General features: G+C 61.6%; 14 protein-coding genes. 6 read left to right on the forward strand and 8 right to left on the reverse strand.

Annotated features, from left to right (window positions below):
• Positions 1–16 precede the first annotated feature (16 nt).
• Positions 17–1582: an enterotoxin gene (locus tag Q0L30_RS25035; RefSeq protein ID WP_296663379.1), complete on the reverse strand. Its 1566-nt coding sequence runs from the start codon at positions 1580–1582 to the stop codon at positions 17–19.
• 147 nt (positions 1583–1729) lie between these two features.
• Here Q0L30_RS25035 and Q0L30_RS25040 point away from each other — a divergent pair, with 147 nt between their 5' ends.
• The gene (locus tag Q0L30_RS25040) at positions 1730–2611 is read left to right on the forward strand and encodes a hypothetical protein (RefSeq protein ID WP_296663381.1); all 882 of its coding nucleotides are present in this window, start codon (positions 1730–1732) and stop codon (positions 2609–2611) included.
• A 43-nt stretch (positions 2612–2654) separates the two neighbouring features.
• Positions 2655–3020 carry a hypothetical protein gene (locus tag Q0L30_RS25045; protein ID WP_296663383.1) on the forward strand — a complete coding sequence of 122 codons (366 nt, stop codon included), beginning with the start codon at positions 2655–2657 and terminating at the stop codon, positions 3018–3020.
• A gap of 686 nt (positions 3021–3706) precedes the next feature.
• On the opposite strand, the gene Q0L30_RS25050 is transcribed toward Q0L30_RS25045, so the two are convergent.
• Positions 3707–3940 (reverse strand): sugar ABC transporter permease, encoded by a 234-nt coding sequence (locus tag Q0L30_RS25050; RefSeq protein ID WP_296663386.1) that lies wholly within the window; start codon positions 3938–3940, stop codon positions 3707–3709.
• Between the two features lie 382 nt (positions 3941–4322).
• On the opposite strand from Q0L30_RS25050, the gene Q0L30_RS25055 reads away from it, so the two are divergent.
• Positions 4323–5390 carry a phytoene/squalene synthase family protein gene (locus tag Q0L30_RS25055; RefSeq protein ID WP_296663700.1) on the forward strand — a complete coding sequence of 356 codons (1068 nt, stop codon included), beginning with the start codon at positions 4323–4325 and terminating at the stop codon, positions 5388–5390.
• Positions 5391–5424: 34 nt separating this feature from the next.
• Here Q0L30_RS25055 and mmsB read toward each other — a convergent pair whose 3' ends face one another.
• The 3 genes from mmsB to Q0L30_RS25070 are packed head-to-tail and all read right to left on the reverse strand — an operon-like array spanning position 5425 to position 8205.
• Positions 5425–6315: a 3-hydroxyisobutyrate dehydrogenase gene (gene mmsB / locus Q0L30_RS25060; protein ID WP_296663388.1), complete on the reverse strand. Its 891-nt coding sequence runs from the start codon at positions 6313–6315 to the stop codon at positions 5425–5427.
• A gap of 46 nt (positions 6316–6361) precedes the next feature.
• Entirely contained in the window at positions 6362–7888 is a 1527-nt protein-coding gene (locus Q0L30_RS25065) for a CoA-acylating methylmalonate-semialdehyde dehydrogenase (protein WP_296663391.1), read from the reverse strand.
• A 20-nt stretch (positions 7889–7908) separates the two neighbouring features.
• The gene (locus Q0L30_RS25070) at positions 7909–8205 is read right to left on the reverse strand and encodes a hypothetical protein (RefSeq protein WP_296663393.1); all 297 of its coding nucleotides are present in this window, start codon (positions 8203–8205) and stop codon (positions 7909–7911) included.
• 116 nt (positions 8206–8321) lie between these two features.
• Here Q0L30_RS25070 and Q0L30_RS25075 point away from each other — a divergent pair, with 116 nt between their 5' ends.
• Complete coding sequence (locus Q0L30_RS25075) at positions 8322–9275, forward strand: LysR family transcriptional regulator (protein ID WP_296663396.1); 954 nt, start codon at positions 8322–8324, stop codon at positions 9273–9275.
• Positions 9276–9437: 162 nt separating this feature from the next.
• Here Q0L30_RS25075 and Q0L30_RS25080 read toward each other — a convergent pair whose 3' ends face one another.
• On the reverse strand, positions 9438–9827 hold the full coding sequence (locus Q0L30_RS25080; protein ID WP_296663398.1) for a BON domain-containing protein: 390 nt from the start codon (positions 9825–9827) through the stop codon (positions 9438–9440).
• A gap of 1003 nt (positions 9828–10830) precedes the next feature.
• On the opposite strand from Q0L30_RS25080, the gene Q0L30_RS25085 reads away from it, so the two are divergent.
• Positions 10831–11556 (forward strand): carbonic anhydrase, encoded by a 726-nt coding sequence (locus tag Q0L30_RS25085; RefSeq protein WP_296663401.1) that lies wholly within the window; start codon positions 10831–10833, stop codon positions 11554–11556.
• Positions 11557–12068: 512 nt separating this feature from the next.
• Entirely contained in the window at positions 12069–12245 is a 177-nt protein-coding gene (locus Q0L30_RS25090) for a hypothetical protein (protein ID WP_296663402.1), read from the forward strand.
• Positions 12246–12292: 47 nt separating this feature from the next.
• Here Q0L30_RS25090 and Q0L30_RS25095 read toward each other — a convergent pair whose 3' ends face one another.
• A complete protein-coding gene (locus Q0L30_RS25095; protein ID WP_296663405.1) occupies positions 12293–13318 on the reverse strand; it encodes an aldo/keto reductase in 1026 nt (341 codons plus the stop codon).
• Positions 13319–13411: 93 nt separating this feature from the next.
• Entirely contained in the window at positions 13412–15145 is a 1734-nt protein-coding gene (ggt, locus tag Q0L30_RS25100) for a gamma-glutamyltransferase (protein WP_296663407.1), read from the reverse strand.
• Between the last annotated feature and the right edge of the window lie 84 nt (positions 15146–15229).

Consider the following 15229-nt stretch of genomic DNA (forward strand, 5'->3'; position numbering starts at 1 on the left):
ATGCCCTGACCTTGCTTCAAACTGGTTGCGCAAGCATGTTCAGTTCCAGCACGCGCACTTCGAACGGTGCGAGCCGCAACGGCTGCGGATGGTCAACGTCGAGCGACACGGGCAAATGTGCGGCATCGCCGCGCCAGACATCGCGTACCGCGAACCGGCCACAGTCAAGCGCGGGCAATTCGAGGTCGCGCCGCAGATCGAGTACGAACGTCTGCGCCCGATCGCCCGGATTGCGCAATGCGACGATGCCGGATGGCGCCGACCAGGCAGCCCATCCATAGACTTCGAGTGCATCGGGTGCGCCGCCGATCCAGTGACTGTCGCGCAGCACGTCGGCCCGTGTGCGCGCCCAGCGCGCAGCCTCGGCCAGCAGGTCCCAATCGCCGCTCCGTAAAAGTGCCGGCGTCACGTAGAGCTCCTGCAGTTGCGTGCCGCATGCGAAATACGACTGCACTTCATGCCGGAATGCCGCGCCATGACGCGCATTCAGCCGCGCATGCATCTGCGCGAAGATGATGCCGTGAAGCATCAGCGAGTTCAGGGGAAAGAGCGGGCTGCGGCGCACGACATTGTGCCAGGTCTGCGCATCCCGATACGTGATCCAGCGTTCGCGCGGGTTGCCGGTACCGGCTTCGCCATCGTCCAAACCGCCGCGCCAGATCGAATCGACATGGCGCAGCCAGAACGGTGACGGCGAGGTGCCCGTGGAGAGATTCACGAAGACCGCCGGACTCGCTGCGCGAATCTCACCGATCAAATGCATTGCCGCATCCCAGTCGCTGTCGAACTGGCTGTCCGGCATGACGCAATCGGCGTTGCCGGTCCCATCGAACTTGAAATGATTCACGCCTTGCCGGTGCAGCAGGTCCATGACCACTTCACGAAAACGACGGTAATAGTGCGGGCCGGAGAGCGCGAAACCGCCGTCGACAATTTCATAGCCGCGCTCGCGTCCGTGCGCGACGCGCGTCTCGCGCGGTGCACAGTAACCGCCCCAAGGCGACAACCATATGCCTGGCGCCGCACCGTAGCGCGCGGTCGCCTCGCGCAGCGGCGCGAAACCAAGCGGAAATGCGGCGCTGAAACGCCAGTCGCCGCCGAGGTCGTCCCAGCCGTCGTCGAATACGAACGAGTCGATCTGCGCGCCGCGTCGTTCATGCAGTTCCCGGCCGATAGCGCCGATGCGATCGAGCGCATCGGCTTGTGTATAAGGCGTGAGATAGCCGATGTCGTACCACGAGTTGTAGTGCAGGAAAGGCGCGTACGGCCGCGCACGGCTCGCTTCGAGATAACGGGCGAAGTCCCGGCGCAACTCGCCTGCGCGCGCCACGCCCGCTACCGCAGAAACGACGATGCGCTTGCCGCATTCGAGCGGCAAGCTGCGGCGCAGCGCGAAGCGCAGCCCCGCGCTGTCCGTCTCCACGCATGCGAGCGGATTTTCGATGCCTAGATAGATATCGTCGACAACGCCCGGCACACCGGGATAGTCGCCACAGACATGGGCATCAGCCGCCAGCACACGCAGCATGGAAATCGCCGCAACTGGCTCATCGCGGTCCCGTGCCGCAATTTCGAGGCTCATACGCAGCCAGGCGTCACCCGCACGCATCTCCGCGCGCCACGTCACATGCAAGCGGCGATTCCGATCGGAAAAAACCGCGGTCACGCGTAACCCCGCTTTTCGCCCTTCGAGACAGCCGGAACTGGGATCGGCCACCAGTGTTTCCGTTTGGAAAACGTCGAGCAGATCGAAATTCGCGACACCGAAAACGGCGCCGTCGGCCATCGTCAACGCGAATGGCTCCGCCAGCGGCAGTGTGCGTCCATGCATCCGGTCAATCAGGATAAAATCGCCCGCGCGCGCCTGCGCAACGCGCCATGCAAGCGCCACGACGTTGTTGCCGAAAGTAAATGCGTCACCGCTTCGCTCGACGCGCGGCGCACCGGCGTCCGCGCTTGCCGTTTCCTGATTCGTCTGCATGAGGGCATGCCTCCGAGCCACACTGGATTGCGTGCAGTTCAAGCCGGGTACCAGGTCCGCTCCGGTCGGCAACACGCCAATGCACGCATGTTCAATACGCTAGCGCAAAGCGCGCGTGCACAACTTCAACGAATCATCACACCCTCAATACACGTAAAAAACACTGCAATTCGCACGCGTCGCGACCTTGACATCCCTGCTCGTGCCATGAGCCCGCATCTGCGCACGCTCCCATGGCGCTTCGGCTGTCGCCTTCCGGCGGCGGGCGCAGTGCCGTTTTTTGTTGCGCGTTGTTTTATCCGCCCTGCTTTCGACATTGCGAAGCGCATGGGCGCGGTCGTCAGCACAATGACGGGGCTGCTGCCATATCCTCCTTTATTCGGCATCCATGGCAATTCGTTTCAAGCGAGAAGGAGCGAGAAGTCCAATCGCTTTAATCGACGCTTCATCGCCGCTCGATCGACTAAAACCCCGCGTTACAGCGCCATTCCCCCTGGTGTCAGTACTGATTCGCACGCTGCCGCCATCCAGGCAACATTGACGCAACCACCTCGACACACGGTCCCGATTGCGGTCAGGCGCGTTCGCCTGGTACGTGTTATCTTTTTGCTAACGGAGTCGAACGCCTGAGCGCACCCGTCAACCGAATGCCGTTATTTTCGCGAGCGTCGCCATGAGTGATGTACGCCACCGCCTAAGTCCGCGCGACCGCGTGGAATTGCTCTGCTGGCTCACCTGCGGGAGCCTCGGGGCGTACTACCTGAACGAAAGCTGGCCGAATGCGGCCTTTCACGTGCAGGCCGCGCACAAGTGGCTCGATCGCCACAGCCGCGAAGCCGACTGGCTCGCGGTTGCAAGACTCACAGCCATTGCGCAGGAGATTGCCCAGCAGCACGCGTGGTTTGTCGATGCTGCCTGGGCGCGCGACGCTGTCGAAGAGATTCTGGACACCGACGACCTCAACTATCAGGCCAAACTCGTGCTGCAGGTGCTCAAGGACTGTGAACACGCGCTGGCCGACCGCCGCCCTGCCGATTAAGCAGTTACTCCGTTCATTCGCGCACATCCGGGCCATTAACTGGCCCGAATAAAAGTCTACGAATCATTCTCCATCATTTGATGGAGGTGTAGCGTTTCTCCCCCGGACATACTCGCATTCGCAGCGCTGGCAGATCGCTGGCGCGGTGACTCTGCGTGAGCGCTCCAATGAGACAGATTCACGCAAGTTCGTTCACCATCGCCGCACGGTTCGCCGGTGTGGTTCCGGCAACGCCGGCGGCATCGGCATGTCGTATCGAACAGACCGCAGTCACGCCCGCATCGAGGCCGATACACAGAACAGCAAAGGCCGACATCAAGACGCCGAAGATCGTGAAGACGAGCAGACACGATTCGCAATCGCTTCGTTATCTACTATCGGAATCGCCGCAATTTCGGCGCCGCGTCGATCGGCAAAATCGACACAATCGGCACAATCGACACAATCGGCACAATCGGCACAATCGGCACAATCGGCATCGCGCACGTCGATTTTCGCTGCACCCGGATCTCATCACGGGGTACGGTTTGGCGCCGTTGGTCAATTTCGCACTACGAATACTTTCCAATATTCAAGATCGGACCCGGCAGCCTCGCCAATCGCTTGTCAAGTCACAACGGAATGGAAAGCACGCACGGCAAATAACAAAACGTCAGCCTGACGCTGCCAGCATTCCACCCGAACAGCTACATCCGTTCGAGCCGCCGGATTGTGCCGAACTCGGCACGCGACACCGTACGAATCAGGAGCGCCATCGCTTCGCCCACGCGAGCGCGGTCGAGTTCGACATGCAGGCACGCGAGATCGTGGCGGCGATCGATATCGATGGTATGCACGCCAAGCGCGCTGCCGAGCATGCGGTGCAGCGCCAGGCGCGCAGATTCGGCTTCGGACGTCGCCACGCGTACGATCATCTGCACGGTAAGCAGGCGTGGCGCAGCACGGCGGGACGTGTGTGGAATTGCCTTTGCAACAGGCGTGGCGACCTCATACCTCTGGAGCGTTTGCATCTGCGGGGATTGCACACTGCGACTCAGGGCAGTGCATGCATTTGGTTGAACATGCAGCCAATTCTACGAAGCCAGGCGCAAAGTTCGCGTAAACACTAACCGCACACCCGAAAAAAACACGTATTACGTTGTTATCGGGCAACGACCCGGCCAGTCATACGTGCAGCGCGTCGGGAGAACCGGGCGTGACCTGCAACGAAAGTCTGATCGAGACGCATCCACGGCTCATCGCCTTCGTCCACGATACAATGCGGCTCTTCTTTGATCTGCCCCTTGCCGCCTCGTGCACGATATCTCGAACTCCAACCGGGCCTTCCTGCTCGGTCCGTTGCTAAAAGCCGTGTCCCGTTCGTTCTATCTCACGATGCGCGTGCTGCCCGCCGGCATGCGCGATCCGGTCGGCGAGGCGTATTTGCTCGCGCGCGCCGCGGACACGATCGCCGACACCTCGCTGATCCCGCCCGACCAACGCCTCGCGCTGCTGCTTTCGCTGCGCGACCGCATAAACGGCGTAACGGGAGACGATGCCGGGCTCCGGCGCATCGCCGGTGAAGTGGCGGGCCAGCAGACGCAATCGGATGAAAAGCGCCTGCTCGAATCGCTGGACGGCGCGCTCGACGTGCTCGCCCAGCTCGGCGAAACCGATCGGGCTGCCGTGCGCGATATCGTCACGACGCTCACGCAAGGCATGGAATTCGATTTGCGCAGGTTCCCCGATGAACGTTCGGGACGCATCGCGGCGCTCGACACCCTCGACGACCTCGATCGCTACACGTATCTCGTCGCAGGCTGCGTCGGCGAATTCTGGACGACGATGACGTATCTGCACCTGCCTGGCGCATTCGATTCCGCGTTGCGCGAAACGATGTCGCAGCGCGGCGTGCGCTTCGGCAAGGCACTGCAGTTGGTGAACGTGCTGCGCGATTGCGGCAAGGATCTGCGCATCGGCCGTTGCTATCTGCCGGCCTCGATGCTCGCACCGGCGGGCCTGACCGCGGAGGATCTGTTGCAGCCCGGCGCATCGGCGCGCGCGCAAGCCATCATGTTCGAACTCGTGCGCGTCGCATTGGACCATTTCCGCGCAGCCATCGACTATACGTTCGCGCTGCCGCGTCTTTCGGTGCGGCTGCGGCTCGCGTGCCTGTGGCCAATTCTTATCGGGCTCGAAACGCTCGAACTGCTCGTGGCGAATCAAGACTGGCTCGATCCGGCGAAGGCGTCAAAGCTCAAACGCAACGACGTCTATCGCATTCTCGCGTGTTCGACGCTCGTTGCACCTTCCAACGCGCTGCTCCGCCTGTGGTTCGGGCGGCTCATCTCGCGCATCGAGGCGCGTATCAAGACGCGGATCAAGACGTAAAAAGGGGCGGCGCGCTGCACCGCCCCGCTCGCGCTTAACCCTGCCCGGCGCGATAGAGCTTGATGATCGCCGAGAAATCGAGCTTGCCGTCTCCACGGCTGCTCATCGCCTGATACAACTGCTGCGCAAGCGCGCCCATGTAGGCCGGCTGGCGCACGCCCTTTGCAGCATCGGTCGCAAGACCCAGATCCTTCAGCATCAGATCCGTGCCGAAGCCGCCCGTATAGCCGCGCGACGAAGGCGCCGTTTCGATCACGCCCGGAAACGGGTTGTATGTGTCGGAACTCCAGCAGCGCCCCGTCGACGTGTTCATGATGCCGCCCAGCACCTTCGGGTCGATACCGAGCGATTCGCCCAGCGCCATCGCCTCCGCAACACCGGCCATCGTAATGCCGAGTACGAGGTTGTTGCAGATTTTCGCAACCTGCCCCGTGCCCGTGTCACCGCAGTGGACGATGTTCTTGCCCATCCCCGAGAGGACAGGCTTCACGCTCTCGTAGGCCGCCGCGCTGCCGCCGACCATGAAGGTCAGCGTGCCCGCCGCTGCGCCGCCCGTGCCGCCGGAAACCGGTGCGTCCACAAACGTATTACCCTGCGCCGCCGCGCGCGCCGCGAACTCGCGCGCGCTTGCGGGATCGATCGTGCTCGAATCGATAATCGTCACACCCGGCGCAATGCCGGCCAATACGCCATCCTCCGCAGTGAGCACACCGCGTACGTGCGCGGCGGCGGGCAACATCGTCACCACCCACTGCGCACCGCTCGCAGCAGCCTTCGGCGACGCGGCGCGTTGCGCACCGGCGTCGGCGAGCGACTGCATCGCCGGCTCGCTCAAATCGAACACAGACAGCGTGTGTCCGGACTTGAGCAGATTCAGCGCCATTGGCGCACCCATGTGGCCCAGCCCGACAAAACCGATTTTCATGAGCGTGTCTCCCTTTTTATCCTTGCGTGGTGGCGGGGCGAGCGTTTCAGCGCAGGCTGATCGTCGTGTTCACGCCGTCGCTCACGGTCGCGTCATCAAACCAGCGCGCCGTGACCGTCTTCGTCTGCGTGTAGAACTGCACGACCTGCTTGCCGTACGGACCGAGATCGCCGAGTTTCGAGCCGCGCGAACCCGTGAAGCTGAAATACGGCACCGGCACCGGAATCGGAATGTTGATCCCGACCTGGCCGATATCGATCTCGCTCTGGAACTTGCGTGCAGCCGCGCCGCTCTGCGTGAAAAGGCCCACGCCATTGCCGAACGGATTGGCGTTGACGATCGCAATGGCCTCGTCGAGCGTCGCCGCGGTCAGCACCACGAGAACCGGCCCGAAGATTTCATGCGTATAGATATCCATGTCGGTCTTCACATTCGTGAACACCGTCGGCCCAACGAAGTTGCCTTCCTCGTAGCCCTTCACCTTCACGTCGCGACCGTCGAGCGCGAGCGTTGCGCCCTGCTTCACGCCCGATTCGATGAGCCCCAGAATGCGCGCTTTCGCTGTGCGCGACACAACGGGGCCAACATCGGTGCCGGATTCGTGGCCAGCATTGACCTTCAGCTTTTTCGCCTTCTCGACGAGGTCGGGCACCCACTTCTGCGCGGCGCCCACCAGCACGACCACCGACGTCGCCATGCAGCGTTGTCCCGCCGCGCCGAACCCGGCGCCGACGAGCGCATTAAGCGCCTGCTCGCGGTTCGCGTCGGGCAGCACGACGGCGTGATTCTTCGCGCCCATCATCGCCTGCACGCGCTTGCCGTGCTCGCTGCCGAGGCGATAGACATGCGTACCCACCGCGGTCGATCCAACGAACGAAATCGCCTTCACGAGTTCATGCGTGCAGATCGCATCGACCACTTCCTTGCCACCGTGGACGACGTTGAGCACGCCCTTGGGAATGCCGGCTTCGAGCGCGAGTTCGACGAGCTGCATCGTCGAGAGCGGATCCTGCTCCGAGGGCTTCAGCACGAACGTGTTGCCGCACACGATCGCCATCGGGAACATCCACAGCGGAATCATGGCGGGAAAGTTGAACGGCGTAATACCCGCGCACACGCCAAGCGGCTGCTGCAACGTATAAGTATCGACACCGCCCGCCACGTTCTCCGCGAACAGGCCCTGCTGCAGCGAGCCGATCGAGCAGGCATGCTCGACCACTTCGAGACCGCGGAAGATGTCGCCTTCGGCGTCGGGCAGCGTCTTGCCCTGCTCGGCCGTGAGCGTCTTTGCGATGCGCGACATATTCTCGCGAATCAGCGCCTGGAATTTCAGCATGATGCGCACGCGCGCGCCGATGGGCGTGTTTTTCCACGTCGCGAAGGCGGCCTGCGCGCTGCGAACGGCTGCGTCGACTTCCTCGACGGTTGCAAACGGCACGCGCGCAAGCACTTCCTGCGTGGCCGGATTGACGATGTCACGCCATTCGCTCGTCTTCGATTCGACGAACTCGCCGCCGATCAGCAGCTTGACAGTCGAGACGTGGGCATTCGACGGCTGGGTGATTGCGTTCATCTTGAACTCTCTTTGACAGGTTAGTAAGTGCCGGACGCAGCCGGATAATCAGAAAATCGATTCAATCTTCGATCGTGAAGCGCGCGCATCAGCCGCGTGCGAACCAGCACGATCGCGCCTGGAATCAAGTCGATTCTGGGAAAGAAAATCTTGTTGAAGACGGGAACGGCAATCGTGCCGCTGAGGAAGCAGTCGCACCACGCGATGAGCGCACCGGTCACGCGGGTCCGCCTGCGAACGGACAGTCGCGCACCGCGATCGCGCGTGCGAACGAGAACGGCCACTGCCGCCCCGCCGAGGGTCGACTGCACGTACATCGTTTGTCTCCATCTTTATAGTTTGTGGACCGGCCGCGGGTTGTCCGCCGACCTGCCTACAAACGAGTATATTTATTCGAATATCCACAGTATAGAGACGAAAAAACCCATCCGATATGCAAAAAAACACAACGCACAAACCGGAGACACTGAACTGGGATGACCTGCGCTACTTCCTCGAAGTGGCGCGCACGCAGCGTGCCAGCGCCGCGGCGAAGAGACTGGACGTGGATCACACGACGGTCGCGCGCCGCGTGCGTGAGCTGGAGGCGGCGCTCGGCACCGTGCTGTTCGACAAGTCGCGCGCAGGCGGCTTCGTACTCACTGCCGAAGGGCAGCGGCTACTGGCCTACGCGGACGCCGTGGAAACCACGGTGCAATCGGCGAGCGAGCAGTTCGCACTCGGTGCGCAGTCGCTTTCGGGCCATGTACGGGTAGGTTCGACGGAAGGATTCGGTTGTTTTTTTCTCGCGCCGCAACTGGCACGATTCACGGGCAAGCACCCGGACATGTCGATCGACTTGCTGCCGGTGCCGCACTTCGTCAGCCTCTCAAAGCGTGAAGCCGATCTCGCGATCATGCTGGAGCGCCCCGAACGCGGACAGTACGTCTATACGAAACTTTGCGATTACCGGCTACGGCTCTATGGCACGCCCGGGTACGTAGAACAGAACGCGCCCATCCGCTCGGCGGCAGACCTTCGGCATCACGCATTCATCAACTATGTCGCCGATCTCGCGTTCAGCGGCGAACTGCTTTATCTCGAACGCGCTGCGCCGAACGTCACGGCAAATTTGTGCAGCACGAGCGTTATTGCGCAATATCACGCAGCCGTGCAGGGCACCGCGCTTGCGATCCTGCCGTGCTTCATGGCCGAACCCGACGCGCGGCTCGTGCCGATCCTGCCCGACGAAGTCATGGTGACGCGACGGTTCTGGCTATGCAGCCGCGAAGACCTGCGCAAGCTGCGGCGGGTCACATCGCTGTGGGATTACCTGCGTGCCGCGGCCGATGCGAACCGACCGCTGCTGATGGGGGAATCGACGCAAATGCGCTACGTCGAACCATAAGCCGAAAAACAGCGGAAGAACGCCAGACATGAAAAAACCGCACATGTTGTGCGGTGCAGCGCACCGCTTGCATGTGCGGCCAGGTCGATGCATCGAAACGCATCTTTCTATCGGGCACGGACCGGCTGCCACAGGCAGCCGGCGCATGCCGGCAATGGCTGATCAGGTCCCGACCGGACGGATCGTCAGCGCGTTCCTCACCGACGTCACGCCTGCGACGCCCTTGGCAACCTCTGTTGCGCGATCGATCTGCGGTTGCGCCGGCACGGTGCCTTGCAGGATAACTGCGCCGTCCTTCGCGCGCACCGTGATGTTGGCGACGGAAATGCCCTTGTCTCGCGCAAGTGCGGCGCGGACCTTGCGGCCAAGTGCACGGTTGGCAGCCCGCGCCGCCCTTAACTGCGCCTTCGATTCCTGGACCTGCTGCCGGGCTTGCGTAGTCGGACCGCTTGCGGCAGCGGCCGGAGCCGATGCATCCTGAGCGTAAACCTGGAGCGAGGCAGCGACCAGCAACGTGCCGGCAGCCAGTTTGAACGCTTGTATTGACTTCATGCCGTTTCTCCTGTTGTCACAATCTTCTCGACTTGATGGCCCTGGAATGGGCCGCTTCACTACACCCACCACTGCCGGAAAATCGTGCGCGACAGCGAGTATGCCCCGCCATCGTGCCAGTCACACTCGAACGCCTTTCTAGTGGAGCGACGGCTTTACCCGCGATTTAGGGTCGCCATCACCGCATTGCGGAACAACGATACTCCAATTGTCCGAACTGTGAAGCGAAACGTGCCACATCCCCTATTCGCCTCACCTCGTGTACCCGTCCAGTCAACAGATGAATCAAAATCGCGTAACCCAGGATCGAATTCGATCTCGTCGAGGGAAAATAACATGCACCGGCCTATACTGCCGCCTCCGCCTCCGGCTTGCCATACGCGCCTCACGACGCTGTTGTCGTGGCGATACACCCGTGGCCATTCATGCAAGCGAGCGGGCTTGAACCGTTAAACCGCCGTTGAAAGGCGGTCGTACGATCTGAAACGTGCGTCGACGGCGGAACAGGATTGCCCTGAAAAGCCTTCCACCGTGGCGCGCCGCACCCGAATAATTATTTTTTTTTGCGCGACGACTGACGCAATTTTCCACGCCCATATTCATGCGTAACGAGCGTCTTCAAACTACGTTGACACGGGATGATTCGGGTTTTACCCGAATGACAGCAGCTCGCCTGGCACAAGCGTTGCGTCAGCACTTCAGACAATCGCCGTGTTGACCGAATCGTTGTCGTCGTGAAGTTGCGCGCTGGTTGACATCTCAAACGGACAGTCAGCGCTGTCCTGCTTCAGTAGCGGTGAACATTGGCGCGTTCGAATCGGTTTCCAGATAATCTGGATATCCAGATAATTCTTTTGACAATTGCACCCGCCATCGAGGTGACGATCGGAAAACAGGAAAACGAAAAATACAACCGCCCTGTTGGAACACTTCCTGCTCGCAATGCTCGCAAGCGTTCACGAAAGCGTAAGCTTCCCCTATTGCCATTCGATTGCGTCGATTCATGATTAAGAGAGCAACCTCCCTCCCGGAACAACCCCACTCGCACGACGAACACTCCGACTCGTGCGGCTGCGATCTGCTGCACCTGCTTGACGGCGTCGACACGTTCACTCATCGCGTATTTCCGGGCAGCAAGGAACTCTTCCGCGGTCTCGCCAATAACCAGGCGCCGCATACGCTGTTCATCACCTGCGCCGATTCGCGCGTATCGCCCGAAATGATCACGCAGGCGCGCCCGGGAGAGTTGTTCGTGTGCCGCAACATCGGCAACCTCGTGCCTGCGTATGGAGAAATGCTCGGCGGCGTTTCCGCTGTGGTGGAGTTTGCCGTGATCGCACTCGACGTGCGCCAGATCGTCGTGTGCGGTCACACCGATTGTGGCGCGATGAAGGGCCTTGCTTCCGGCGCGCAAGCCACCGCCGACATGCCGACCGTGCAAGCGTGGCTGCGCAATGCCGAGGCGGCGCGCAGCGTCGTGCAAACGCGCGGGCTGAGCGAGGATCAGATCGTGCCGGCACTGGTCGAAGAAAACGTGCGTCTGCAACTGACGCATTTGCGCACGCATCCGGCCGTGGCTGCACGCGTCGCACAAGGACGCCTCGCGCTGCAAGGCTGGGTATACGACATCGGGCACGGCAAGGTTTCGATCTTCGACGAAGCACTCGGGCACTTCCAGACGCTCGGCGAGGCACGCGCACGGTTGCTGCGCAAGCGCGCAGCAGGCTGAGGCTGCGGTTAAACATGGGGCCGCGGCATCCCGCGCGGCGCCGCATTCCCTCTCGAAAACAGGCGTCTCGATTGCTGTTCGCCCCCCCGTTGGCGTCAGCTATATCCCGTTTTACAACAACCATTTAGCGAATAGGTGTTTACCCTAACCATAAACACGTCTATACTGCGCCCCGTACCAAATGCGACCTCCCCGCGTCGCAGCATAAAAATAAATCGGGGTTAGCCGCCGATGTCGTGCGCGGCCATGCCGTACTCCTTGCCTCACCCGAGCTTCATCTGCAACACCGCAGTAATGCGTGCACCCGCGAAACACTCGTTCGCCGCACGCAAGGCCCGTCGTCGCCGTTACGCCGGCGAATGCACGTGTATCAGGCCCACTCCTCGTCCTGGTCGTCTTATTAGCCGCACTTTGCACCGCGGTGGACGACTCGCGCGCCGCAGCGCGCCGGCGATCGGCAATGGGTTCCGCCCCGCGAGGGCAACGAACTCGATGACCGAAAGGAACCCTGTATGGAAGGCTCGCCGAACCCGCAGACCAAGATTGAAGTGACGCTGCTGCTGCACCCGCACGACCATCACCGTGCGCTTTCTATCGCCCAGGCGGCCAACCTCGCCGAGTGCGATTTCTTCGCGCTTGCGATCCACCTCGGCGCATCGCAGATCCTGCAATCGGCGGATACGCGTTAAGCGCGGCAGCGTGTGGCAACAGGCTGCCGCAGTGCGCCGTGAGCACGTCACACCGGCGACGGATTGCGCTCCGCAAAGCCTTCCTGATGCCAGTACGGATAAGCTGGCCGCACCGCGCTGGCCGCGTCCAGTTTCGCGACCTGCTCAGGCGTGAGATTCCAGCCCACGGCACCGAGATTCTGTAGCAACTGCGCCTCGTCGCGCGCGCCGATCAGCACGGTCGAAACGGTCGGCCGCTGCAATAGCCAGTTCAGCGCGATTTGCGGCACCGTCTTGCCGGTTTCCTGCGCCACTTCGTCGATGGCGTCGATCACGCGATACAGATACTCGTCGGGCACGGGCGGTCCTTGATCTGCGGTCTTGTGCAGCCGGCTCCTTTCGGGCAGCGGCTGACCGCGCCGCATCTTGCCGGTCAGGCGGCCCCAGCCGAGTGGACTCCACACGACCGCACCGACACCCTGGTCGCGTGCAAGCGGCATCAGCTCCCATTCATAGTCGCGCCCTATCAGCGAATAGTAAGTCTGGTTCGCGACGTAGCGCGGATAGCCGTAGCGATCGGCAACCGCGAGCGACTTCATCAAATGCCAGCCCGAGAAATTCGACACACCCGTGTAAAGGATCTTGCCCGCGCGCACGAGATCGTCGAGGGTCGACAGCACTTCTTCGACAGGCGTTTTCGCGTCAAAACCGTGTAATTGAAAGAGATCGATGTAGTCGGTTTGCAAACGCTTGAGCGCGGCATCGACGGCACGCTTCAAATGGATGCGCGATGAGCCGACGCTGTTCGGACCGTCGTCGAACCGGAACGTCGCCTTGGTCGAAATGATCGCCTTGTCGCGGCGCCCCTTGAGCGCTTCGCCAAGCACCGATTCCGAAGCACCGCTCGAATAAATATCGGCGCTATCGAACAGCGACACACCGGCATCAAGACAGATATCGATCAGGCGTCGCGCTTCGGCGACATCCGTTGCGCCCCAGGCTTCAAAAAACTCGCCCTTGCCGCCAAACGTGCCAGTCCCGAAACCCAGCACCGGAACCTTGAAGCCGGATGCTCCCAAAAAGCGGTGTTCCATTGCATAGCCTCCACTCGTGCGTGAACCGCTGCGGTTTGCAGCCGTACGAGACATGCGGCCGGACCCGCCCCGGCCGCACCGATTATCACTGTGTCACTGGACTACTCGGGTCACGCCACGGCCGCGCGGATCGGCTACGGCCTCCGGCGTGTCGCCGTCGATACGGATTGCCTGGATATCGCCGCTGAAATCCTGCCCCTTCAGGACATAACCCTTCGCTTCGAGCTGCTTCGCGAGATCGCCTTCGATCGGCTTATAGGGCTCCCAGAAAATCGTGTTCGGCGGCAACAGCTGATGGTGGAACCGCATCGCGGCCACCGCTTCTTTCAGCGGCATCTTGAAGTCGTAAATGTTGGTGATGACCTGGAAGATCGACGTGAAGATGCGCGAACCGCCCGGCGTACCGATCACGAGCGCAACCTTGCCGTCCCGCGTGAGAATGGTCGGCGTCATCGACGAAAGCGGGCGCTTCCTCGGCGCAATCGCGTTGGCATCGCTGCCCACCACGCCGAACATGTTCGGCACGCCCGGCTTCGCCGCGAAGTCGTCCATCTCGTCGTTCAGCACGATGCCCGCACCCGGCACAACGACACCCGAGCCGAAATAGCCATTGATCGTGTACGTGTTCGACACCGCATTACCCCACTTGTCGACCACCGAGAAGTGAGTCGTCTCCGCCTTTTCCGGCAGCGACGTACCGAGCCCGGGCTGCACGCTCTTCGTGTCGGAAGGCTTCTCGGGATCGACCTCGGCGGCACGCTTCGCGAGATACGCATCGTCGATCAACTGCGCAACCGGCACCTTGTAAAAGTCCGGATCGCCGAGATATTGCGCGCGATCGGCAAAGACACGCTTCGAGATCTCCGCGATCAGATGCACGTACTGCGCGGAATTGTGCGACACGTCCTTGAACTGCGGTGCGAGGATGGCCTTCATCTTCAGAAGCTGCACGAGGCCGATGCCGCCAGAACTCGGCGGCGGCGCGGTAATAACCTCATAACCGTTCCATTTCGCCTCGATCGGCTGACGCCATACCGCCTTGTATTCCTGCAGATCGCGCTTCGTAATGGGACCGTGGCCCGCTTGCATCGCAGCGACGATCAGATCGGCAGTCTTGCCCTTGTAGAAATCCTTCGCACCGTCCACGGAAATACGTGTGAGGACGGCGGCAAGCGCGGGTTGCTTGAACGTCACGCCGTCTTTCATGCTGCCGAAATACTTATCGAAGTTGGTCCTGCCGCCGAATTCCTTCGAGGCATCTTCGCGGCGCCGGGCGAGCTGCTCGTCGACGACGAAACCATCGCGCGCGTATGCGATGGCGGGGGCGAGCACCTGCTTCCATTTCAGCTTGCCGAAGCGGTGCTGTGCTTCCCACATGCCTTCGACGGTTCCCGGCACGCCCACGGCGTCAAGGCCGTAGAGGCTCTTTCCTTCGATCACATTGCCCTTGTCGTCGAGGTACATCGTGCGCGTAGCCGCAAGCGGCGCGCGCTCGCGATAGTCGAGGAAGTAGGGCTTGCCATGAACGTAAAGGGTCATGAAACCGCCGCCGCCGATATTGCCCGCTTCGGGATAGGTCACCGCGAGCGCGAACGCAATCGCCACAGCCGCATCGACGGCATTGCCGCCTTCCCTGAAGATATGCTCGGCGGCGTCGGCCGCGTACTTGTCCGCGACGGCCACCGCCGAAGCGTTCAGCACGACCGGCTGTGGCGGCGGCTCCTTGGCAAAGGCGGGCGAGATTTCGAGGAAGGTCGCCGAAAGCGCACTTAGCGAAGCCAGCGCGACAACAGCGGCAGTTATTTTCGTTCTGTCGACCAATTTCATTGAGTCTCCTCCATGATTCGGTTCATCAATCAACGACCTGCCCTGGCCTTATAACACGTCGATAAAACGTTCGCGATACGGCCG

It is taken from the genome of Paraburkholderia sp. (assembly GCF_024281035.1).
Classification (GTDB): Bacteria; Pseudomonadota; Gammaproteobacteria; order Burkholderiales; family Burkholderiaceae; genus Paraburkholderia.

Coding starts and splice junctions, on each gene's coding strand:
- Q0L30_RS25045 (WP_296663383.1), top strand. CDS start 2,655: ATGAGTGATGTACGCCACCGCCTAAGTCCGCGCGACCGCGTGGAATTG.
- mmsB (WP_296663388.1), bottom strand. CDS start 6,315: ATGAAAATCGGTTTTGTCGGGCTGGGCCACATGGGTGCGCCAATGGCG.
- Q0L30_RS25035 (WP_296663379.1), bottom strand. CDS start 1,582: ATGAGCCTCGAAATTGCGGCACGGGACCGCGATGAGCCAGTTGCGGCG.
- Q0L30_RS25090 (WP_296663402.1), top strand. CDS start 12,069: ATGGAAGGCTCGCCGAACCCGCAGACCAAGATTGAAGTGACGCTGCTG.
- Q0L30_RS25070 (WP_296663393.1), bottom strand. CDS start 8,205: ATGTACGTGCAGTCGACCCTCGGCGGGGCGGCAGTGGCCGTTCTCGTT.
- Q0L30_RS25085 (WP_296663401.1), top strand. CDS start 10,831: ATGATTAAGAGAGCAACCTCCCTCCCGGAACAACCCCACTCGCACGAC.
- ggt (WP_296663407.1), bottom strand. CDS start 15,145: ATGAAATTGGTCGACAGAACGAAAATAACTGCCGCTGTTGTCGCGCTG.
- Q0L30_RS25095 (WP_296663405.1), bottom strand. CDS start 13,318: ATGGAACACCGCTTTTTGGGAGCATCCGGCTTCAAGGTTCCGGTGCTG.
- Q0L30_RS25075 (WP_296663396.1), top strand. CDS start 8,322: ATGCAAAAAAACACAACGCACAAACCGGAGACACTGAACTGGGATGAC.
- Q0L30_RS25080 (WP_296663398.1), bottom strand. CDS start 9,827: ATGAAGTCAATACAAGCGTTCAAACTGGCTGCCGGCACGTTGCTGGTC.
- Q0L30_RS25065 (WP_296663391.1), bottom strand. CDS start 7,888: ATGAACGCAATCACCCAGCCGTCGAATGCCCACGTCTCGACTGTCAAG.